Consider the following 20,461-nt stretch of genomic DNA (forward strand, 5'->3'; position numbering starts at 1 on the left):
CCTGACGCACTATGTGAGTTCTTCGACGGCTACAGCAAACGTGGGGGTGAAACTCCGGAGCGCCTCTCTCAATTCACCCAGTGTTTTTGGCGGCCAATGATTGCGCTGGACAACCGTGATCATGGCTGCCAACACGCGGTTGTGATCCAAGGCGAGTTGGTCGAGTAGGAAATCATCAGGATGGACCGCCTCGATGCCATACGGTGACAGAGCCCGTGGGGGAAAGTCTTTGAGATTTGCGGTAACGATCATTGCCGCACGCGAAATGACCGCTGCAGCGAGCACATGGCGATCCTTCGGGTGGTTGGTCATGGTGTCGATGATTCCCAGGTATCCGGCACAGTAGTCCTCAGCATGCGGGAATGCGCGTCGCATATTTGTGACGCGGTGTGACGCCTGGGCGGCGGTCGCGTTGAACTTCTGAACGAGGTTGCGTTCAACTTCGTCAAGGAGTTCTGCTGACCAGACCGGCGTGAACAAGTCGTCGTCGGCCAGAGTGAGCAACAGGTTGTTCAGATTTTGCGGCAGCATCACGCACGCGTCGAGAACAACCCGAAAGGTGTTGGCCATGCCCTATCGCGTGGACACGAACCCTGAACCGCTGGAACCTGATTCGGTCGCACCCAACTCTTTCAAGGCGCTGGTCCGACGCCCCTGGAGATCGCGCTGATAGGCCAGAACGTGAGTGAGTTCGACGCGACGGTGGCGTCCGGGAGCCGTGAACGGGATCTCTCCGGCTTCAAGCAGTCGCACCAGAGTCGGGCGCGTGACGCCAAGGATGTCGGCGGCTTCCTGCGTCGTGAGTAATGTCCGGTGCGGTTCGACGGTAACTGCAGTGCCCCGAGACAGATGTTGAAGCACATCGACGAGGACCTGCCGCAGCGGCTCGGGGAGGGCGGCGGAGTGTTCACCAGCGGTTATCGAGACGGCGCGATCCTCGGCAAGGACTGCGAGAATATCAATGAGTTGGTCAGATTCCTGCGGGCCGGAGGCGGGCAACAGGGTTCGTTCCATCAATGCGGTCATACCAAAGCGTAATTCGAAAAAAACGAACACGCAAGACCGAGCTTGACCAACGAGGGGTTGAGCCGAGTCGAAAGAACGAAGGCACTTGCGGACGCCGGGTTCTTGACCCGGGCTCAGATCCTCCTATCGGACTACCGACCAGGTAAAGCAGTCGTATCGTCATCTCAGCCAGTCAGCACAACACCGGAGGTGCCGAAGTGTCCGGGCAGAACTCATCAGTGCCGACAGCTGCCCGACCCGAGATGACCGGACATGTGATCGTCTGCGGCTTCGCCGGAATCGGTATGCGCATCATCGACCAGCTGGTCAGTTCCGGCGAGAAGGTGACGTTGGTGGTGCGGTCGGTCGAACCGGCGTTGGATGCGGCCGTCGAGCGCTGGCAGGTCCCATTTCACACCGCCGTCGTCAGTGTTGCCGATGCTTTGAAAGAAGCAGGAATTGCGACCGCAATCGCCGTGATCTGCGTCGAGGAACGTGAGCTGTGGAATCTCGAGACTGCACTGATAGCCGGCGAGATCCGGCCAGACCTGCGGGTGATCGCCCAAGTCAGCAATGCCACCGTCAGCGGTGCCATGAACGACGCGACCACACCCGGATTGGTCCTCGATCCGGCGGACCTCGCCGCACCCTCCGTCGTGGAGGCATGCCTCGGAATCACTGTGCACAACTTCGATATCGGCGGTCACAGCTTTGTGGCCGCCGATCTCGAGGTGACGACGAACGCCACCTTGCGGACACTGTTCGGCGACCTTGCCCCGGTGGCGGTGGTTGGCAAAGAATCCGAGCACGGATCTGACCTGATCGCCTGTCCGGGCCGCGACCTCGCCGTCGCTGCCGGCGACTACGCCACGATGATCGGAACTCCAGAACAGTTCGCCGCCTTGAAGATTCCGCTGATCAGCGGCGAGGAACCACAACCTCGCACCTCAAGTGGTCCGCATATGTTCAACCGGATCGCCGGAGCTTCCCGAGGCTTTGTCGAAGACGCGAATCCGAACTTCTTCCGCATGGTGGGAGTGCTCGGTCTCCTACTCGTGATCTCGACCGCGGTCCTGCGCTTCGGATATCAGAGACCCGGGATGACCGGTCTGGATGCCGTGTACTTCAGCACCGAGACCATTGCCACAGTCGGCTACGGCGACTTCAACTTCGCCGATCAGCCGACGTGGCTGCGCATCTGGTCGATTCTGCTGATGTTTGCCGGCGTGACCACGACCGCCATGATCATGGCATTCCTTGCCGAGCTCCTCATCACTCGCCGCCTCTCTCAGTCACTCGGCCGCCGAAGAGCCCGATACATGAGCGGCCATGTGGTGGTGATCGGCCTGGGAGCGTTCGGGATTCGCGTGGCGCGAGAACTGAAGGCCCGTGGGCGCGATGTCGTCATCATCGAGCGCTACGCGGACAATCGGTTCATATCCACCGCACGGCAGCTCGATATCCCGATCGTGATCGGCGATGCCACGGTGTCGGAGACCCTGGTCGATGCCAGGGTGGACCGCGCGGCGGCGGTTGCCGTCTTGACCAGCGACGACATGGTGAACATCGAGACCGGTATCGCGGTGAAAGGAATCCTCGGACCGCGCTGGCTCGATCGGTCCGGCACCCCGGGCGTCCCGGTGGTCCTCCGGGTGTTCGACCGGCCGCTGGGCGTCGCGGTTTCGAATCGCTTCGGATTCCGCTACGTCCGGTCGACTGCGGAACTCGCGGCCCCGTGGTTCATCGGTGCAGCACTCGGGCTGGATGTGTTGGGCACCTTCTCAATTCGTACCCAATCCTTCATGATCGGGCTGGTGCATATTGCCGCCGGCGGTGGCCTCGACGGGGTGGCGATGAGCCAGTTATCGGCGAACACCCGGGTCATCGCGATCCGCCGGGCGGCAACTGGTCAGCTGGAATACCCGCCGCGCCGCGGCACCAGCTTCGCGGCCGGCGACGATGCGTACGTTGTCGGGCCCTACGAGGAACTCCTCCTCGTCCTCGAACATGAGCGAGGCGTGTCTGTGTGAACCCCGCCCGTCACGGAAAGAACTGGCCTACCACCGTCTCGGTGATCCACTCCAGCCTCCGGCGGCGGCAGGCACTACCGCCGGGAGATCGCGGCGGTCTGGAATTGAGGGATTCCTTCAACGCCACGGCGCTGATCGGTGCTCTACGGATTGAAGGCTATCCCGAGCCAGTGCCGACAGCGGGGATCGTCGGCAGCGGCAGAGACCCGGTGAGGGCCAAGGCGTTGTTGATGCCTTCGCCGACTGTGTTGGCGAGATCGGTGGCCACCGCGGGGTCGAGCGTCGGAAACCGAGCCGGGGTGGGCGCCCACGGCGGGATGCTGCGGTCATAGCCCTGGTCCACGATCACCTTGGCGGACGGTTCGACCACATCGATCGCCGACTCTGGCACCCCCAAGCTGCGCGCCGGACCGAACAATGGCAGGTCCTGCGTCTCAAAGAAGTAGTAGTCGGTGTCGCCGTGGGTGCCTTGGTAGGCGGGAGATGTCGTCGGGTCGGGAGGCAGACTCACATCGAACCCGTACGCATGCACATAGACGGTGCCCAGAACCGCGTTCAAGTCGGCGACAAGATTGAGCGGATACAACGGGAAATCGGCGAAGCCGTCATATTGCCGGTTGATCTCGACCGTCTCGAACTGGGTGTCGGTGGCTGCAGGGCCATTGAAAGACCAATCGAGGATCGGGAGGTGAAGGTCGGGGAACCTGGCAAAAAGGCCCCCGTTGGGCAGATTGGGATCAGCGCTCACCAAGAAGTCGATATCGGGGGCCTCGGTTCCCGCCGGGTACTGCGCGGCGAGCTTGCGCTTCTCCACGTTCGCGACGACTGCGCCCTGCGAATAGCCGGTTATCACCAGATCGTCGTTGCCGTTCTCGGCCATCGCCGCCTCCAGATCGCTGACCCCTTGCTCTACCGACCGATCGAAGGTGAGGTCGAAGAGCCCCGAGAGCTTCCACAACGGCTCGTCGGGCCACGCCGGACCATCAAAACCGAAGATCGGGGGCCCGAGCGAGAACAGGACGAGGCGAAGGAACCCGGTGAGGGGCCAAGCCTCCTGGGGGGCGGTCACTGCGACGGGCTTTATGTTCTGGTGCGGATGGGTCGGCTCGATGAACTGGTTCATCGCAGCATCGATCAACGCGGCGTCAGGCGTTGGGACGGTGGTCCCGCCCATGATCAAGGCCGTTTTACCAGGCAGCGATACGTCCGAAGACGCCGACGCCGACGCGGGCGACAGCGGCAGAACCGTGGCCATCACCACCAGCACCGCGACACCGATCGACACGCTCATCCAAGTGGAAGTCAAACGGAGACTCCCGAGTCGCGGAGCGATCAGACTCGAACCAATCATTTGCCGTTCACCCCCTCGCTGCAACTACGGTGCGGGGATCGTCAGCAGCGGCGACAACCCCGAGAGGGCCATGGCGTTGTTGACGCCCGCACCAACTGCGTCGACAAAATCGGTGACCACCGACGCCGGGTCGAGCGTCGGGAACCGCGCCGGGGTGGGCTCCCACGCCGGGATGCTGCGGTCATAGCCCTGGTCCACGATCACCTTGGCGGACGGTTCGACCACATCGATCGCCGACTCTGGCACCCCCAAGCTGCGCGCCGGACCGAACAATGGCAGGTCCTGCGTCTCGAAGAAGTAGTAGTCGGTGTCGCCGTGGGTGCCTTGGTAGGCGGGAGATGTCGTCGGGTCGGGAGGCAGACTCACATCGAGCGAGTACGCGTGCAGGTAGACGATGCCCAGAGCCGCGTTCAAGTCGGCGACGAGGTTGAGCGGATACAACGGGAAATCGGTGAACCCGTCGTACTGCCGGTTGATCTCGACCGTGTCGAACTGGGTATCGGTCGCTGCCGGGCCGTTGAACGGAAAATCGAGGATTGGAATGTAGACGCCTGCGAACCGGGACATCAAGCCGCCGTTGGGCAGATTGGGGTCACCGCTCAACACGAAGTCGATATCGGGGGCCTTGGTTCCCGCCGGGTACCGCTCGGCCAGCCGTTTCTTCGACACGTTTGCCACGCCCGCGCCCTGCGACAAGCCGTAGATCACCAGATGGTCGCTGCCGTTTCTGGCGATCGCGGCGTCCAGATCGGCCGCCCCGACCTGCACTGATTGATTGGCGGTGAGGTCGAAGAGCCCCGAGAGTTTCCACCACGGTTCATCGGGCCACCCCGGACCACCAAGCCCCCAGAGGCTCGAAGGACCCAGCGCGAGCCCGGCGAGGCGGCCGACCCCGGTGGCGGGCCATAGCTCCTGGGGCGTGGTGACCGCGACGGGCCTTATGTTCTCGTTCGGATGGGTTGGCTCGATGTACTGGTTCATCACAACGTCGACGTACGCGGCGTCGGGTGTCGGGATGGTGGTACCGCCCAAGATCAAGGCGGTTCTGTCAGCAGGCGATTCATCTGCCGACGCCGCCGACACCGGCAGAACCGCGGCCATCGCCACCAGCGTTGCGACACCGACAGACACGCTCATCCAAGCGCCGGTCCGACGAAGATTCTTGACTCGCGGCGCAAATAAACTCAAGCCAGACATTTGTCGCCCCACTCATTTGCAACTACGGCGCGGAGAAATCGCGTTTCTCGCTGTCCTGCGTCAGCCGCCCCATGTGGGACCAAGTCAGCTGATGGTATCGCTGGATCGCAGCGACCACCCCGATAACTTCCAGACCGGTTTCAGCAGGTTTCCAGCTGCGACAGCCAAATCTGCTCCAAAAGTGAAAGGCACCTCGCCGGAGGACGAAGTGCCTGGTCACGCTGGTGCCCCCTCTCGGGCTCGAACCGAGGACCTGCGGATTAAAAGTCCGTAGCTCTACCAACTGAGCTAAAGGGGCAAGCTCGCCGAACCCACTGGGTTTCAGCGCGCTACGGAGTTTACAGACGCACCCACCGGAGACGAAAACGGGGCAGCACACACGGTGAGTCAGGTACCTCCGAACATCGGATAGGTCAGACGAGTTCGGCTTCCACGGTCTGGCGATCGCGCGCCGGGTCGGTGCCGAGGACATATTTCGGTTCGGTGTGCACAGCGGTTGTTCCCCCGGCCACCCGAGCCTTTGCTTCCTCGAACTCCGGTGTCGATCCCATCGCCGCGTACAGACCATTGAGCGACGTCCACACCGCGGTCCGGCGGGCGGTGCGCTCGAGAATGTTCGGCGGCTTGTACATGACCAGTTGAGCCGCCCAGCTCGGCATGGTGTCGCGGATGGCCCAGTCGACGGCACCCTGGATCGGGTCGGTCAGGTTGATCCCCGTGGCCATCGCGTTGCCATGGGTCAGTCCCAGCCTCGGCAGATACGACTCCAGACAGTCCAACGTCTCGGCCTTGGTGGTCGGCAGATCTTCGGCTCCGAGGGCGTGGCCTACGCGCACGAACTCCCCGTAGTAGCGGTCGAGGGCCTTGCCGCGCAACGGCCGCGGATGATAGATCTCGTGCGCCGTCGCAATACCCCAGACGACCGTCGCATAGTTCCAGCGCAACCACTCCGGTTCGTCGGCGTCATACGGCAGCCCATCGGGGCGTGTCCCCTTGATGGTGTGGTGCATCGCCCGGACCGTCGTCGCGAGCCGCTCCGCGGTGTCGGTATTCCCGTACGCGGTTCCGATGAAGAATGCGACCGAATGGCCCAGCCGAACCGGGATCCCGGCCGGGTCGAGCCGGCCCGTGGAGTGACCTGACTCGTCCTTGCCGATGAGCCTGGAGTGATGCATCCCCATCCAGAAGATGCTCGGGTCGAGACGCTCGAGGTATGAGGCGCACTGCAGCCCGAAGATCAGGGCCGGGGTGTGCGAGTGGACGTGCCACACCGCACTGTCGGGACCGAACCAACCTGGATCACCCTCCGGGCCGGCGAACTCCATCCCTCGGAAATAGTGACTGCGGATATCTCGGTCGAAGCGTTGATTGACCCAGTGGCCAGCAATTTGATGAGGCAACGGTGGCAACATCGAGCATCCCCTCCAATGTGTGGATACGTATGTGACCAGAATATGCTCTGGTGACGCCTGTGACCAGAAGATAGAAAAACGACTTCCGGCGGACGTATGCTGCGGACATGTCGACCCCCACCCGCTGGGCCGGTGTGCCATTGAGCGACCGCCGCACCGAGCGGCGCGCCCTGCTCGTCGAGGCCGGCTTCACCCTGTTCGGCGCGGGTGGCGAAGCCGCCCTGTCGGTTCGTTCCGTCTGCCGCGAATGCGGTCTCAACACCCGCTACTTCTACGAGAGCTTCACCGACACCAACGACCTCCTCGGCGCGGTCTACGACGACGTGGCGACCGGCTTGGGGGAAGCCGTCGAGCAGGCGATCGACGCGTCGGCCGATTCCATCCGCGACCGGATGGCGGCCGGTATCCGAGCGGTGCTGGGCTTCAGCTCCGCCGACCCCCGCCGCGGCCGGGTCCTGTTCACCGATGCCCGGGCCAACCCGGTCCTCATCTCCCGACGAGCCCTCACCCAGGACATGTTGCGAGACATCGTCCTCCTGGAAAGCGGACAGTCCCACCCCGACTCCAATCCGATCGCGGCCCGGGTCGGAGCGTCGATGTACACCGGCGCGATGGCCGAGCTCGCCCAGGACTGGCTCGCCGGAAACCTCGGTGACGATCTCGACCTCGTGGTCGCGCACGCCGTCCGGCTGGTCCTGAAGGCCATCCACCCATAAGGACTCGCGGGCATGCCGGTTTCGATAATGTCGTTCTCATGTCTGATTCAACACTCGCCAATGAGCAGGACACCCTGCTCAAACTGCTTGCCATCGAAGAGATTCGGCAGTTGAAGGCCCGTTATTTCCGGATGCTCGACACCAAGGACTGGGACGGGTTCGCCGCAGTGTTCACACCTGACGCAATCCTCGATTCCGGCGCGTGGACGATCACCGGGTCCGCCACCATCCGAGACAGGGTCTCCGCCTCCCTCGAAGGCATCATCACGGTGCACCACGGCCACACCGCAGAAATCACCGTCGACTCCCCGACCACCGCACACGGGGTATGGGCGATGGCCGACGAACTCCACGCCGGCGGCAACCCCGAGAAGGGTCTCACCGGCTCCGGGCACTACCACGAGGAGTACACCCGGACAGACGACGGCTGGCGGATCAGCCGCTCGAAGCTGACCCGCCTGCACATCGCGCCGCTGCCCGGCGGCTTTCACGTCGCGATACCCGGCGACAACTGAGAACCGGGTCCACACACTCCGGGCATAGGCACATCCGGAGAAGTTCGGGACGCTGTCGCGGGACGGCGATGAATTTCAGGGAACTTCAGGGTCCTCCCTTATAGATCGACACCTTTTTTGGGTCCAAACTGGAAAAAGTCGATTAAAACCGTCCCAAACGCCGTTGCCCCCGGAGGCCGACATGGACCGTTATGCCGCATTCATCATTCGCCGCCGCTGGCTGGTCATCGGAGGCTGGGTGGTGGTCCTCATCGGCGCGATCTTCGCCGCGTCGATGTGGGCCGGCCCCACAACCACATCGTTCACCTCGGACACCCGGACCGAAGCCGGCCGGGCCGCTGAGCTCCTGGAGCAGGCCGGCCAAGAGAAACAAGCAAATGCGACACAGATAGTCATCGCCGCACCCGAGATCGACGGTGGTGTGCGCAATCCCGACGTCGAGGCGCAGGTGACCGCACTCGTGAGCGACATCACCGCCAGCTCCCCCGACGTGACCGTCACCGATCCTTACGGCCCGCAGTCCCAGATCTCGGCCGACGGCCGAATCGCAGTGGCATCACTCGACGTCGGGACCGGAACCGATGCCGAGGTCCAGGACCGGATCGACGACATCAAGGCAATCGCCGAGGACAACCAAATAGCCGGAGTCGACGTCGAATTCAGCGATCCCAGATTCGACGATGCCCCACCGAATGGAGCGGCTGAAGGTGTCGGTGTGCTCCTCGCCCTCATCATCTTGCTGATCGCATTCGGATCTGTTGTGGCGGCCGGTCTTCCGATCGTGTCGGCACTCTTCGGCATCGGCGTCGGTGCATCGGTGCTGTTCCTGGTGCAGAACTTCATGGACATCCCCAACTTCGCGATCTCGGTGACGCTCATCCTCGGAATCGGCGTCGGCATCGACTACGCATTGTTGATCGTGACCCGCTACCGATCAGGCATACACGACGGACTGGATGTCAACCAGGCCGTCACGGTCGCCATGGTCCGCGCCGGCCGGTCGGTCCTGTTCGCCGGCGGCACCGTCATCATCGCGATGGGCGGCATCCTCCTTTCCGGAGGCAACCTCGGCCCAGCCCTGACGTTTGCCGCGATCGCCGGCATTCTCGCCACGCTCATCGCGTCGCTGTCGCTGCTACCTGCGTTGCTGGCCGTCATCGGCACGCACATCAACAGCTTGTCACTCCACTGGCTACGTAAACGCAAAGGCAAAGACCCCAACAAGGCACTCGAAGGTGTGTGGGCGAAGAAGTGGAGTGCCCGGATTCAGCGGACGCCGTGGGTTGGCGTCGCAGGCGCGGTTCTCATCCTTCTCATCCTGTCGATCCCGGCATTCCAGCTCCGACTCGGTTTCTCCGATGCCGGCAACCGGCCCACCAGTGCCACCACCCGCGTCGCCTACGACTACGTCACCGAAGGCTTCGGCGTCGGCGCCAACGGCCCACTGATCGTGGTCGCGGACTACCCGGCGGGCACGAATCCGCAAGCAGAACTGGAGACGTTGCGCACGGCGATCGCGGCCGACCCCCAGGTCGCCGAAAACGGTGTGGCCCCGGCATTTCAGGTAGGGCAAGCCGACGGCAAGGACATCTCGATCATTCAGGTGAACCCGGTCAGCGGTCCACAGGACGAGGCCACCACGGAATTGGTGAACCGTCTTCGCGACGAAACGATCCCTGACGCACTCGGTCCCGATTCGGACGTCACCGTCCAGATCACCGGCCTGAGCGCCGGATCCATCGACTACGCGGAGGTGACCCTCGACCTGCTGCCGTGGACCATCGCCGCGGTGCTGGCCGCCGCGTTCATTCTTCTGGTGCTGGCGTTCCGGTCGATTGTCGTCCCGGTCAAGGCGGTCATCGTCAACGTCCTGTCACTCGGCGCGGCCTTCGGCGTGATCGTCGCGATCTTCCAATGGGGCTGGGGTGCAGGAATATTCGGTGTCGGACGAGCTGGGCCGATCGACAGCTGGGTTCCGATGATGCTGTTTGTCACCGCGATCGGACTGTCGATGGACTACGAGGTGTTCCTGGTGTCCCGGATCAAGGAACGGTACGTACGCACCGGCAATGCCACCACGTCGGTTGCCGAAGGTCTGGCCAGCACGGCCCGCGTGATCACCTGCGCGGCGCTGATCATGATCTGCGTGTTCCTGTCGCTGGTGTTCCTGCCAGACCGCAGTCTGAAGATCCTGGGTGTCGGCCTGGCCGTTGCCGTGTTCATCGACGCCAGTGTCGTCCGGTTGCTGCTCGTCCCGTCGACGATGGAGATATTGGGCAAGGCAAATTGGTGGTTCCCGACATGGCTCGAATGGATTCCACGGCTCGACGGCATGCATCAGGACGAAGACGACACAACTCCGGCCGAGGATCCACGGGTCAGCGATAAGCTCAACCGGTGAGATCAATCGAACCGCTGAGCGCGCCGGTTGGTGCTGCGGAGGCGTTGCGCCGCATCGCTTTCCTGCTCGAACGGTCCCGCGAGGGCACCTACCGGGTCGAGGCCTTTCGCAAGGCACTCAAGGTTGTCCAGAAGATCCCACCGGACGAGTTGCGAACCCGGGTGTCCGGCGGGAGGTTGACCGAGATCAGCGGCATCGGAAAGTCGACCGCCGCGGTGATCACGCAGGCATCCGGCGGTGAGCTACCCGACTACCTGAAGTCTTTGCAGGAGAAGAGTATCGAGTCCCTGGCATCGGGTGGCGTCGATCTCTACGCCGCGGCCCGCGGCGATCTGCACTGTCACTCCGATTGGAGCGACGGCGGATCCCCCATCGACGAGGTGCTCCTGTCCGCGATCGAACTCGATCACAGTTGGCTGGCGCTGACCGACCACTCCCCTCGTCTCACCGTGGCCAACGGACTGACCGCCGAGCGCCTCGCCGAACAGATCCGGGTCGTCGACAAGATGAACAGCGCACTGGGCGACCGGTTTCGGCTGCTGCGCGGCATCGAGGTGGACATCCTCGACGACGGATCACTGGATCAGACCGAGGACATGCTCGACCAGCTCGAGATCGTCACGGCGTCAGTCCATTCCAAGCTTGCGATGGATTCCGGTCCGATGACGCGGCGGATGGTTGCCGCCGCCCGCAACCCGCATGTCAACGTGCTCGGACACTGCACCGGCCGGCTGGTGACCGGCGGACGTGGCAAACGCGCGCAGTCAAAGTTCGACGCCCACAAGGTATTCGAGGCGTGCGCGGAGTCAGGCACCGCGGTCGAGATCAACTCACGACCCGAACGTGTCGACCCACCCGACGATCTCATCGAGATCGCCATCGACCTCGGCTGCCTGTTTGCCATCGATTCCGATGCCCACGCACCCGGCCAACTCGACTTCAAAGCGCTCGGCTGCGAACGCGCCGAGAGGCTGGGGATCGATCCCGACCGCATCGTCACCACGTGGCCACTTACACGACTCCTCGAGTGGGCGGGCGGGTAATCGAGAATTCCGATTTTCGACGCAGATTGGCCGATGCCGAGTTAATGTCAGACCCGACGCTGCGCCCCATGACGACAAGTCTGGTTGCGATTCAGTTGAATTGACGCCAACGAGCGTGTCTTCGTCCACCACCGGGTGAGCCTTTTGGGGAGCATTCGAGTCCGACGGAGGCACGCTCGACGGCCCAAAGTCGTCAATGCATCCTCCACGATCGTTCAAATACCAGACATAGGCCTTGCGACCGACCGCCCATCCCACTTGGAAGTAAGGGTAGGCTATGCAATGATCTGGTGGCCGCAGAACGCGGAACACACACGACACGAGGGGTACCCGATGACAGACCTATTTCCCGCACTCACCCAGTTCCTGGACAGCTTCTACGTGTTCGGTGGCGACTTCATCAGCCTCACGATCAACATCGTTCTGTAGTTTGACCGAACCATCGGTTCGAGCTGTGACACAGCCGGCTTGACGCCGAGGAGCGTGCCTTTGTCCATCACCGGGTGAGCCGTCGAGGAACATTCGAGCGGACAAAGGCACGCTCGGCGGCTTCCGGGCGAACCACCCTAGTTTTCTACCGCGATTTCTGAGCCGAGCGCATATCCAGGGGCCATCGGCAACCTGTCGCCGCTCCAGAATCGACCGGGGTCAAACCAATTCGAGCGTTTCTCGGTCTCGAGCAGACCCATCGCCTCGTATGTCATGGCCACGACCTCGGCACAATATGCCGTCTCGAGTCCCGTTTTGTCGTCGTTGACATCTCGATGTCTGCCGATTCGCTTGCGCAGAGTTTTGTCCAGAACCGGTACACCCTTGGTGATCTCGCCGACCGTGGGCACCCGCCCCTTGAACCACCGCCCGGCCAGCCTGGCGGTGGTGGGAAATGCGGTTCCGTCCATCCGGGCGATCACCTTGAGCAGCAGATCCTCCTGCTCACGGCCCGCCATCGGGGTGATCTGACGGATCCAGCAACGCTGGCCGTACTTCTCCATCCACTGCAGCGCGGCCTCACGCGCGTCATTGAGCTGGACGCCACGATGATTGCTGCCGGTCCACATATCTGTCAGTTTGTTGCCGAGTTCGGCATGCCACATCAACGGGGGCAGGTCCTCGAGCACCACAGCCATCGCCACGTGATTGACGGGACTGTTCGTGAGCGCCTGGATCGCGCGGTCAGGCCCGGACTTGCCCCGAAACAGCCACACGTCGCCCGTACGGGTGGACTCGAGCGCTTTGTCGAGGGAAATCGCCTCGGTCCTTTTCGGATGCACAACCGAAAGACTAAACGCCGCGGTCATCGGCAGCGCGCCGATTGCTCGGCGGCTATTGTTCGACGTGTGCACAGTGCGTGGAAATGGGTCGGACTCGCGGGTGTTGTCGGGGTGGCCGCAGGCGGCGTGCTGGTCGGGCGAGATGTCCGCCAGCGGAATGCATATACGCCCGACGACATCAGGGCCCGCCTCCACGAGCGCTACGAGAAAGTGCAGCCCGACGACGACTCCACCGAGGCCTGAGTTCGGTTCATCCGGCCGATACGGCACAGTGAAGTGATGAGCGGCGACACACAGGCGAATCCGGGTTCCAGGTTCTGGGAGAGCGGCGATCCCGAATCGATCCGCGCCACCATCGTCGCCACGCTGGATACGTTCGACCATCACACCGCAGAGCTCAACGGCGCCCGAGCGGCAGCGGTGGTGCTCGCGGTGACCAGCCGCGACGGCGAGTACGGCATCTGGCTCACCAGACGACCGTCACGAATGCGAGAACATCCGGGCCAGTTCGCCCTGCCGGGTGGGCGGATCGACGAGGGCGAAGACTATGCCACCGCCGCACTCCGTGAGCTCCACGAAGAGCTCGGAGTCGACGTCGATCGCGCAGATGTCCTAGGACGCCTCGACGACTACGTGACCAGGTCCGGATACGTGATCACACCGATCGTCTGCTGGGCTGGGCCCGACCGCGAGACAAACCCGAATCCGGGCGAAGTGGCTCGCCTGTTCTTCATCCCGATGAACGACCTGCAGGTGACACCGCGGTTCATCGCCATCCCGGAATCAGAACGTCCGGTGATCCAGATGCCGCTGGTCGGTTCGTTGATCCACGCCCCCACCGGAGCAGTGATGCACCAGTTCGCCGAAGTTGTCCTCAGTGGGCGCAGCACCCGGGTTGCCGACTTCGAACAACCGGTGTTCGCTTGGCGTTGAGCGCCGCGACCAGGGTCTGAGTACCGCCAGGTTTCCACCACTTCGACACCGGGTAGGAGTACCGAGTGACATCACCATCGAAGGTCTCCACCGCACGGTCGACAACACGGGCATTGCCCCGCCCGTGCGGTCCGCTGTCGTCGGCGCTCATCGCTGCGCTGTCCGCCCCGGCATCGTCGAGCAGCCCGATCTCCGTCGAGACCGTCGACTGCGATCCCTACGGTGTCGACCTGCAACTCGCGCTGTACATCTGCTACGAGCTGCACTATCGCGGGTTCACCGACGTCGACGACGACTGGGAATGGAATCCTGACCTGCTTCGGTTCCGTGCCGAGCTGGAGCATCGGTTCTCCACCGCACTCACCGCCGACGTCAACCCCGCCGGCGGCGCGACCGAGGCCGTCAACGCGCTGCTGACCGAGCCGGCACACGGCAGCGGGCCCTCGTGGTTTCTGAAGGACACCGGCACGTGGGATCAGATGCGGGAGTACTTCATCCATCGCTCGATCTACCACCTCAAGGAAGCCGACCCACACGCGTTCGCGATCCCGCGGCTCACCGGACAGGCCAAGGCCTCATTTGTTGCGATCGAGTTCGACGAATACGGCGGCGGCCACGGAGAACACGTGCACCAGAAGCTGTTCGGCGATCTCCTGGAGGCCGCCGGCCTGGATGCCGACTACCTTGCGTATCTCGAACAGGTTCCCGGTGAGTCCCTGGCGCTGGTGAACCTGATGTCGATGTTCGGATTGCATCGCAGTCGTCGGGCAGCGACGATCGGCCACTTCGCGGCCACCGAGATCACCTCGCCGCCAGGGTCGGCGCGACTGGTGCAGGCGCTCGAACGCCTCGAGGCCCCCGACGCCTGCGTGCACTTCTACCGTGAACACGTCGAAGCCGACGCCATGCACGAACAGGTGGTGCGGCACGACGTGATCAGCGACCTGTTGGACCGCGAGCCCGAGCTCGAAGCAGACCTGGTCTTCGGAGTCGCGGCTTTCCTGTATCTGGAAGACAAATTCGCCGATCACCTGATGTCGTGCTGGAGCGAAGGCCGCACCTCGCTCATCACACCCGAGCGCTGATCACCGGGGCGCGTCGACGAACGTCAATCTGCCTGAGTCAATCTGCCTGACTCGTCGAGCTTTTCCGCCGATGACTGGTATCGCAGAGCGGGAAGTTCTTGCTGCGCTTGCAGGCGCAGATGGCCACCATGAACCGGTCGGACTCGACGACCCTGCCGTCGGGCATCTCGATGCTCACCGGCCCCTCGACCATGAGTGGTCCGCCCGCCACCACCCGGACCACGCGTCGATCAGCCGCCGAGATCATGGCCCGAGCCCGCCGACTTGTCCGCGCGAATCACACAGAGCTCCTCGTAGCGTCGGCCTGATTCGAGCATCCCGACCGCTTCGAGCCACCGGGCATTCGCGGTCAACACCGGCCCGAACGGAATGCGCAGACGTTCGACAACACGCGCATGCAGTCCGCCCGCACGCAACATCGTCAGCGATCGTTCGACATCGGCGAATTCGGACTGGACCAACAGCATCGTCCCGTCATCCGACAACAGCTCCGGCGCGACCAGGCACAGCGGGTCGAGCACCGAACGCCCGTCGTGGCCACCATGCCAGGCGCGGGACAATCCCACCTTCGGTGGCAGGGCGTTGCTGTCGGGGACGTAGGGCGGGTTGGACACGACAACGTCGTACGGCCCGAGCGCGAGTGCCTCCGGCAGCGACCCCTCTCGCGCATCGATCTCCACGCCGCACACGGTCGCGTTGTCGATGGCACAGGCAACCGCGGGTGCCGAGATGTCAAAGGCCACGACCTCGTCGGCACCCAGGAGTGCGGCACCGATGGCCAGGATCCCACTGCCCGAACACAAATCCAGCACCCGACGGCCCGCGACGAGATCCCGCTCGGCCATCGCCGTCAGCAGCAGCCGTGAATCATCCTGGGGTGCATACACGCCGGTGGGCACGCGCAGCACATCGAACACCGTTGCCACATCAACGATCGGTGTTGTCGGCAGTGGCTGTGTTGCGACCATCGGTCAGGCTCCTCGCGTCGATCTGCGGTAGGTCGACCCACCACGGTCGGCGCGGTGGGTCTTGCGGCAGAAGATTCCCTGTCATCTCACGTTGTAAACACAAACGCTGTCACGCCGTCCGCGCTGAAACCAGCAGACACCCAAACCGCCTGGCACAGACGTTTGTATCAGCCGGCGAATCCTTTGTACGATCGCGGACGAATCGGTTGCGACCATTGTCGGTCGACCGGGATGGGCACGCGGGATGGCAATCGAGAGCAGCAACGACACCGAACAGAAGGAACCGGTGTCGGCGATCGACCGGTATTTCAAGATCACCCAACGCAATTCGACGCTCTCCCGCGAGATTCGCGGCGGCCTCGTCACCTTCTTCACGATGGCCTACATCGTGGTGCTCAACCCGATCATCATCGGCGGCGTTCCCGGGAACTCCAAGAACGCAGATGTCCTGGGCAACGTGCTCCCGATGGCCCAGGTGGCGGCCGTCACGGCACTGGTCGCGGGCATCATGTCGATCGTCTTCGGACTTGTCGCCAACTATCCGTTCGCGATCGCCGCCGGTCTCGGCATCAACAGCCTGCTCGCGGTGTCCATCGCCCCGCAGGTCACGTGGCCTGAGGCGATGGGCCTGGTGGTGGTCGACGGCATCATCATCGTCCTGCTGGCGATCACCGGCTTCCGGAGTGCGGTCTTCCGGGCGATCCCCGGCGAGCTCAAAGCCGCGATCGCAGCCGGCATCGGTGCCTTCATCGCCTTCATCGGATTCGTCGACGCCGGATTCGTGAAGCGCGTCCCGGACGCCGCCGGCACCACCGTGCCGGTGAGCCTGGGCATCAACAATTCGATCGCGACCTGGCCGGCCCTGCTCTTTGTCTTCGGCGTCCTGTTCATGGGAGTCCTGGTGGTGCGAGGCGTCCGGGGTGGCCTGCTCATCGGCATCGTTGTCACCACCATCCTCGCGATGATCGTCGAGCAATTCGCCGATCTCGGGTCGTCCATCGCCGACCCCCAGGGATGGAGCCTCAACATCCCGGAGATCCCCGGTTCGATCGGCGAAGTACCCAACCTGAGCCTGGTCGGCGATGTCGACGTGTTCGGTGCCTTCGTCCGCATCGGCGTCTTGTCCGCGTCGGTCCTGGTGTTCGCGCTGGTTCTGTCGAACTTCTTCGACGCCATGGGAACGATGACCGGACTGGGCAAGGAAGCCGGACTCGCCGACAAGGACGGCAATCTGCCCAACATCGGCAAAGCACTGGTCATCGAAGGCACCGGCGCCATCGCCGGCGGTGTCGGCTCGGCGTCGTCGAACACTGTCTTTGTCGAATCCGCCTCCGGTATCGCCGAAGGTGCCCGTACCGGCCTGGCCAACATCGTCACCGGTGTGCTGTTCCTGATCGCCATGTTCTTCACACCGCTGTACTCCGTGGTTCCGCTCGAAGCCGCGGCTCCGGCCCTCGTGATCGTCGGTGCGATGATGATCTCCCAGGTCCGCGACATCGACCTGACCCGTTTCGACTACGCGCTGCCGTGCTTCCTGACGATTGTGGTCATGCCCTTCACGTACTCGATCGCCAACGGCATCGGCGCCGGATTCATCACGTGGGTGGTCATGGCCACCGCCCGCGGCAACGCCCGCACCATCCACCCTCTCCTCTGGGTCGTGGCCGCGGTCTTTGCTCTCTACTTCGCCAAGGAACCGATCGAAAACCTCATCGGCTGAGACCCCCGCATGCTGGACGAATCTGTTGCAACCAGCAAGATTTTTATTTAGTTGGCTCTGTGCAACTAAACTGGTGTGGTGCGGAATGACGAAATGACCCGGGAGCAGAAGGAGCCACGCACGCTCCCGGCGATGTTCTCCTCCCTCGGGGTGCGGAACTACCGGTTGTGGGCGAGCGGTCAGGTCGTCTCGCTGACCGGCACCTGGATGCAGCGCATTGCTCAGGACTGGCTCGTGCTCGAACTGTCCGGCGGCAGCGGTGTCGCGGTCGGCATCGTGATGGCCCTGCAGTTCGGCCCGACTGCCGTCCTGTCACTTCCCGCCGGCGCCCTCGCCGACAGATTCGACAAGCGCAAGCTTCTGATCGGAACACAGCTCGCGATCGCGGTGTGTGCCCTGATCCTTGGTGTGATCGATGTCAGCGGAGCCGCGAATCTGCCCATCGTCTATGTGTTGGCGTTCGCGCTCGGGTGTATCTCGGCGATGGACGCCCCGATCCGGCAGTCCTTCACCATCGAGATGGTCGGACCCGACCAGCTACCCAACGCCGTCGCACTGAACTCGCTGACGTTCAACACCGCCCGCATCATCGGTCCGGCTCTCGCGGGTCTGCTGATCACACTGTTCGGCACCGGTCCGGTGTTCCTGATCAATGCCGCCAGCTCGGTGGCAGTTCTCGCCGCACTCTTCGCGATGCGCAGCAGGGAACTCGTCCGCAGCGCTCGTTCGGTCACCGATCGCTCGATCCGCAGCGGTCTGCACTATGTCCGGCGCAACCGCCACATCATGGTGATCCTGGCAACGATTTTCATGGTGTCGACGTTCGGCCTGAATTTCCCGTTGTCGCTCTCACTGCTCACCGCCAACACTTTCGAAGGCACGGCGGGCGGGTACGGATTGCTGGCAACCATGCTGGCGGTCGGCACCCTGGCCGGTGCGCTCGTCGCGGCCCGGCGCACCAAACCCGCACGCCTTCGGCAGTTCTTTGCCGGCGCCATCGCCTTCGGAATCCTCGAAGTGGTGGTCGGGCTGATGCCCACATTTGCGCTGGTGGCGGTGATGCTGATCCCGGTCGGCGTCGCGAACATCATGTTCAGCACAGCCGCGATGAACATCATGCAACTGTCGGTCGACTCGGACATGCGTGGCCGTGTGATGGGCATCTACATGCTGTGTTTCCTCGGCGGAACGCCCATCGGCAGCCCGCTGCTCGGCTGGCTCGCCGAGGTCACCGATCCCCGCATGCCCCTGATCGTGGGCGGCATCATCAGCGCGGTCTCGGCCACCCTGTGCGCGATCGCGCTCTTGAAGGTCACCCATCAACGGCCCACGTTCGACCACGGCAAACTGAGCTTGTCCACCACCGAATCCGTCGGCTGATCCGCTCGTGGCGAACGGTGGAGAATTCACCCCCACCGGTCACCGATTCAATGCCATCCTGGGTGAATGATCGATGTCGAACGACCCAAGCTCGAGGGAAACGTAGCTGTCGGCGAAGACCGGCGCATCGGCTTCGCCGAGTTCGGTTCCGCCACCGGCCGGGCCGTCTTCTGGTTGCACGGCACGCCCGGTGCCCGACGACAGATCCCGATCGAGGCCCGCGGATATGCCGAACGCGAAGACATCCGGATCATCGGCATCGACCGTCCCGGCGTCGGATCGTCCACACCGCACAGCTATGAGTCGGTCCACTCATTCGCCGACGACCTCTCCACGATCGCCGACACACTTGGCATCGACCGCTTTGCCGTCATCGGGTTGTCCGGTGGTGGCCCGTACGCACTGGCGGTGGCCGAGGCAATGCCCGAGCGGGTGGTGGTCACCGGCATCCTCGGCGGTGTCGCACCGACGCACGGCCCCGAGGCGATCGACGGCGGAGCGATGGAAATCGGCAAGATACTCGCGCCACTGCTACCGACGATCGGGATGCCGATCGGCCGGGTTCTGAGTTCCTTTGTCCGCGTGGCCCGCCCGATCGCCGGACCCGCCATCGGGCTCTACGGCCGTCTCTCCCCCGTCGCCGACCGCGAACTCCTGCAACGCCCCGAGTTCAAGGCCATGTTCCTCGACGATCTGCTCAACGGCGGCCGCAAGCAGATGGAGGCACCGTTTGCCGATGTTGTTGTGTTCTGCCGTGATTGGGGCTTCTCGGTCAGCGACATCACAGGGCCGGTGCGATGGTGGCACGGCGATCACGACCACATCATCCCATTCGCCCACGGCGAGCACATGGTCCAACTCCTATCCGACGCCAAACTCATCACCATGCACGGAGAAAGCCACCTCGGTGGACTGGGCATGGCCGTCGACATCATCGCCGAACTGATGGATGTCTGGGATCAGCAGACCCGAATCCTCATTCCCTGAACGGCCGTTGCTCCAGTCGGCGCAGCGCCCGCAATTCGTAGGCCGCGGGGTCTGCAGCGCTGGGCCCGGGCGCTGGGCAAATGAGTCCCTGCACCAGCACCGGCATCGGACGGGGTCGCGGTCTGCGCCGCATCCCCGTCCGATCGCCGGTGCCGCGAAGTAGTCTGGTCACAAGAACCGATCGATGCCTCGACCGAACAGGGAGTGAACAAATGTCCGACTGGGTGCACAAGATCAAAGAAGAAGCCAAGGAATTCCTGGCGTCCGCCGAACAGGAACTGACTGTGCTCGAAGGTGTCGACGGTGTGGATCCCCTCGACCATCGCCTCGACGACGAGGAAACCCCCAAAGAACCGGCCTGATCACGGCGTTATCGGCACGGTCGACGGTGATATCGGCACGGTCGGCGGTCCGGTCGACGGTGATATGGGCACGATCGGCGGTCCG

Annotated in this window: 20 protein-coding genes and 1 tRNA gene; 12 read left to right on the forward strand and 9 right to left on the reverse strand. The window is 63.5% G+C overall.

Going from position 1 to position 20,461, the window contains the following annotated elements:
• Positions 1 to 9 precede the first annotated feature (9 nt).
• Both H290_RS27510 and H290_RS0101550 read right to left on the reverse strand, forming a co-directional pair.
• A complete protein-coding gene (locus H290_RS27510) occupies positions 10 to 570 on the reverse strand; it encodes a PIN domain-containing protein (protein WP_020104990.1) in 561 nt (186 codons plus the stop codon).
• Between the two features lie 3 nt (positions 571 to 573).
• A complete protein-coding gene (locus H290_RS0101550) occupies positions 574 to 1,026 on the reverse strand; it encodes a helix-turn-helix domain-containing protein (protein ID WP_020104991.1) in 453 nt (150 codons plus the stop codon).
• A 242-nt stretch (positions 1,027 to 1,268) separates the two neighbouring features.
• Here H290_RS0101550 and H290_RS0101555 point away from each other — a divergent pair, with 242 nt between their 5' ends.
• Entirely contained in the window at positions 1,269 to 3,035 is a 1,767-nt protein-coding gene (locus H290_RS0101555; RefSeq protein ID WP_020104992.1) for an NAD-binding protein, read from the forward strand.
• Between the two features lie 157 nt (positions 3,036 to 3,192).
• Here H290_RS0101555 and H290_RS0101560 read toward each other — a convergent pair whose 3' ends face one another.
• The 4 genes from H290_RS0101560 to H290_RS0101575 all read right to left on the reverse strand — a co-directional run bounded on the left by H290_RS0101560 (position 3,193) and on the right by H290_RS0101575 (position 6,995).
• Positions 3,193 to 4,326 (reverse strand): PE-PPE domain-containing protein, encoded by a 1,134-nt coding sequence (locus tag H290_RS0101560; RefSeq protein ID WP_020104993.1) that lies wholly within the window; start codon positions 4,324 to 4,326, stop codon positions 3,193 to 3,195.
• 84 nt (positions 4,327 to 4,410) lie between these two features.
• The gene (locus H290_RS27515) at positions 4,411 to 5,523 is read right to left on the reverse strand and encodes a PE-PPE domain-containing protein (RefSeq protein WP_020104994.1); all 1,113 of its coding nucleotides are present in this window, start codon (positions 5,521 to 5,523) and stop codon (positions 4,411 to 4,413) included.
• Positions 5,524 to 5,805: 282 nt separating this feature from the next.
• A tRNA-Lys gene (locus H290_RS0101570) sits at positions 5,806 to 5,881 on the reverse strand.
• Between the two features lie 115 nt (positions 5,882 to 5,996).
• Positions 5,997 to 6,995 carry an oxygenase MpaB family protein gene (locus tag H290_RS0101575; protein ID WP_051121833.1) on the reverse strand — a complete coding sequence of 333 codons (999 nt, stop codon included), beginning with the start codon at positions 6,993 to 6,995 and terminating at the stop codon, positions 5,997 to 5,999.
• 107 nt (positions 6,996 to 7,102) lie between these two features.
• On the opposite strand from H290_RS0101575, the gene H290_RS0101580 reads away from it, so the two are divergent.
• From H290_RS0101580 to H290_RS0101595, 4 genes are all read left to right on the forward strand, one after another.
• On the forward strand, positions 7,103 to 7,711 hold the full coding sequence (locus H290_RS0101580; RefSeq protein WP_020104996.1) for a TetR/AcrR family transcriptional regulator: 609 nt from the start codon (positions 7,103 to 7,105) through the stop codon (positions 7,709 to 7,711).
• A 38-nt stretch (positions 7,712 to 7,749) separates the two neighbouring features.
• A complete protein-coding gene (locus H290_RS27520) occupies positions 7,750 to 8,226 on the forward strand; it encodes a nuclear transport factor 2 family protein (protein ID WP_020104997.1) in 477 nt (158 codons plus the stop codon).
• A 181-nt stretch (positions 8,227 to 8,407) separates the two neighbouring features.
• Complete coding sequence (locus H290_RS0101590; RefSeq protein ID WP_020104998.1) at positions 8,408 to 10,627, forward strand: MMPL family transporter; 2,220 nt, start codon at positions 8,408 to 8,410, stop codon at positions 10,625 to 10,627.
• Positions 10,624 to 11,670, forward strand: a complete 1,047-nt coding sequence (locus H290_RS0101595) for a PHP domain-containing protein (RefSeq protein ID WP_020104999.1) — start codon at positions 10,624 to 10,626, stop codon at positions 11,668 to 11,670. The genes H290_RS0101590 and H290_RS0101595 overlap by 4 nt, the downstream gene beginning before the upstream one ends.
• A gap of 566 nt (positions 11,671 to 12,236) precedes the next feature.
• Here H290_RS0101595 and H290_RS0101605 read toward each other — a convergent pair.
• The gene (locus tag H290_RS0101605) at positions 12,237 to 12,968 is read right to left on the reverse strand and encodes a hypothetical protein (protein WP_020105001.1); all 732 of its coding nucleotides are present in this window, start codon (positions 12,966 to 12,968) and stop codon (positions 12,237 to 12,239) included.
• A 39-nt stretch (positions 12,969 to 13,007) separates the two neighbouring features.
• Here H290_RS0101605 and H290_RS31375 point away from each other — a divergent pair, with 39 nt between their 5' ends.
• The 3 genes from H290_RS31375 to H290_RS0101620 all read left to right on the forward strand — a co-directional run bounded on the left by H290_RS31375 (position 13,008) and on the right by H290_RS0101620 (position 14,959).
• Positions 13,008 to 13,184 (forward strand): hypothetical protein, encoded by a 177-nt coding sequence (locus H290_RS31375; RefSeq protein WP_020105002.1) that lies wholly within the window; start codon positions 13,008 to 13,010, stop codon positions 13,182 to 13,184.
• A gap of 36 nt (positions 13,185 to 13,220) precedes the next feature.
• Positions 13,221 to 13,874: a CoA pyrophosphatase gene (locus H290_RS0101615; protein WP_020105003.1), complete on the forward strand. Its 654-nt coding sequence runs from the start codon at positions 13,221 to 13,223 to the stop codon at positions 13,872 to 13,874.
• A 65-nt stretch (positions 13,875 to 13,939) separates the two neighbouring features.
• Positions 13,940 to 14,959, forward strand: a complete 1,020-nt coding sequence (locus H290_RS0101620) for an iron-containing redox enzyme family protein (RefSeq protein WP_020105004.1) — start codon at positions 13,940 to 13,942, stop codon at positions 14,957 to 14,959.
• A gap of 37 nt (positions 14,960 to 14,996) precedes the next feature.
• Here H290_RS0101620 and H290_RS0101625 read toward each other — a convergent pair whose 3' ends face one another.
• On the reverse strand, positions 14,997 to 15,206 hold the full coding sequence (locus H290_RS0101625) for a CDGSH iron-sulfur domain-containing protein (RefSeq protein WP_036517667.1): 210 nt from the start codon (positions 15,204 to 15,206) through the stop codon (positions 14,997 to 14,999).
• Positions 15,190 to 15,927 (reverse strand): HemK2/MTQ2 family protein methyltransferase, encoded by a 738-nt coding sequence (locus tag H290_RS0101630; RefSeq protein ID WP_020105006.1) that lies wholly within the window; start codon positions 15,925 to 15,927, stop codon positions 15,190 to 15,192. The genes H290_RS0101625 and H290_RS0101630 overlap by 17 nt, the downstream gene beginning before the upstream one ends.
• 244 nt (positions 15,928 to 16,171) lie before the next feature.
• Between H290_RS0101630 and H290_RS0101635 the strand changes: the two genes are divergently transcribed.
• The 4 genes from H290_RS0101635 (at position 16,172) to H290_RS31380 (ending at position 20,376) form a co-directional block, all read left to right on the forward strand.
• Positions 16,172 to 17,647, forward strand: coding sequence for an NCS2 family permease (locus H290_RS0101635; protein ID WP_020105007.1), 1,476 nt, complete (start codon positions 16,172 to 16,174; stop codon positions 17,645 to 17,647).
• Positions 17,648 to 17,779: 132 nt separating this feature from the next.
• A complete protein-coding gene (locus tag H290_RS0101640; protein ID WP_036517820.1) occupies positions 17,780 to 19,027 on the forward strand; it encodes an MFS transporter in 1,248 nt (415 codons plus the stop codon).
• 66 nt (positions 19,028 to 19,093) lie between these two features.
• A complete protein-coding gene (locus H290_RS0101645; RefSeq protein WP_020105009.1) occupies positions 19,094 to 20,014 on the forward strand; it encodes an alpha/beta fold hydrolase in 921 nt (306 codons plus the stop codon).
• Positions 20,015 to 20,226: 212 nt separating this feature from the next.
• Positions 20,227 to 20,376 carry a hypothetical protein gene (locus tag H290_RS31380; RefSeq protein WP_020105010.1) on the forward strand — a complete coding sequence of 50 codons (150 nt, stop codon included), beginning with the start codon at positions 20,227 to 20,229 and terminating at the stop codon, positions 20,374 to 20,376.
• Positions 20,377 to 20,461: the final 85 nt, after the last annotated feature.

This window comes from Nocardia sp. 348MFTsu5.1 (genome assembly GCF_000383535.1).
In the GTDB taxonomy this organism is placed as follows: Bacteria; Actinomycetota; Actinomycetes; order Mycobacteriales; family Mycobacteriaceae; genus Williamsia; species Williamsia faeni.

Excerpts from the sequence above, each read along its gene's own strand:
- H290_RS0101635 (WP_020105007.1), top strand. The coding sequence starts at position 16,172 with ATGGCAATCGAGAGCAGCAACGACACCGAACAGAAGGAACCGGTGTCG.
- H290_RS27515 (WP_020104994.1), bottom strand. The coding sequence starts at position 5,523 with ATGAGCGTGTCTGTCGGTGTCGCAACGCTGGTGGCGATGGCCGCGGTT.
- H290_RS0101575 (WP_051121833.1), bottom strand. The coding sequence starts at position 6,995 with ATGTTGCCACCGTTGCCTCATCAAATTGCTGGCCACTGGGTCAATCAA.
- H290_RS0101645 (WP_020105009.1), top strand. The coding sequence starts at position 19,094 with ATGATCGATGTCGAACGACCCAAGCTCGAGGGAAACGTAGCTGTCGGC.
- H290_RS27520 (WP_020104997.1), top strand. The coding sequence starts at position 7,750 with ATGTCTGATTCAACACTCGCCAATGAGCAGGACACCCTGCTCAAACTG.
- H290_RS0101605 (WP_020105001.1), bottom strand. The coding sequence starts at position 12,968 with ATGACCGCGGCGTTTAGTCTTTCGGTTGTGCATCCGAAAAGGACCGAG.
- H290_RS0101615 (WP_020105003.1), top strand. The coding sequence starts at position 13,221 with ATGAGCGGCGACACACAGGCGAATCCGGGTTCCAGGTTCTGGGAGAGC.
- H290_RS0101550 (WP_020104991.1), bottom strand. The coding sequence starts at position 1,026 with ATGACCGCATTGATGGAACGAACCCTGTTGCCCGCCTCCGGCCCGCAG.
- H290_RS0101590 (WP_020104998.1), top strand. The coding sequence starts at position 8,408 with ATGGACCGTTATGCCGCATTCATCATTCGCCGCCGCTGGCTGGTCATC.
- H290_RS0101580 (WP_020104996.1), top strand. The coding sequence starts at position 7,103 with ATGTCGACCCCCACCCGCTGGGCCGGTGTGCCATTGAGCGACCGCCGC.
- H290_RS31380 (WP_020105010.1), top strand. The coding sequence starts at position 20,227 with ATGTCCGACTGGGTGCACAAGATCAAAGAAGAAGCCAAGGAATTCCTG.
- H290_RS0101630 (WP_020105006.1), bottom strand. The coding sequence starts at position 15,927 with ATGGTCGCAACACAGCCACTGCCGACAACACCGATCGTTGATGTGGCA.
- H290_RS0101640 (WP_036517820.1), top strand. The coding sequence starts at position 17,780 with ATGTTCTCCTCCCTCGGGGTGCGGAACTACCGGTTGTGGGCGAGCGGT.
- H290_RS27510 (WP_020104990.1), bottom strand. The coding sequence starts at position 570 with ATGGCCAACACCTTTCGGGTTGTTCTCGACGCGTGCGTGATGCTGCCG.
- H290_RS0101560 (WP_020104993.1), bottom strand. The coding sequence starts at position 4,326 with ATGAGCGTGTCGATCGGTGTCGCGGTGCTGGTGGTGATGGCCACGGTT.
- H290_RS0101555 (WP_020104992.1), top strand. The coding sequence starts at position 1,269 with ATGACCGGACATGTGATCGTCTGCGGCTTCGCCGGAATCGGTATGCGC.
- H290_RS0101625 (WP_036517667.1), bottom strand. The coding sequence starts at position 15,206 with ATGATCTCGGCGGCTGATCGACGCGTGGTCCGGGTGGTGGCGGGCGGA.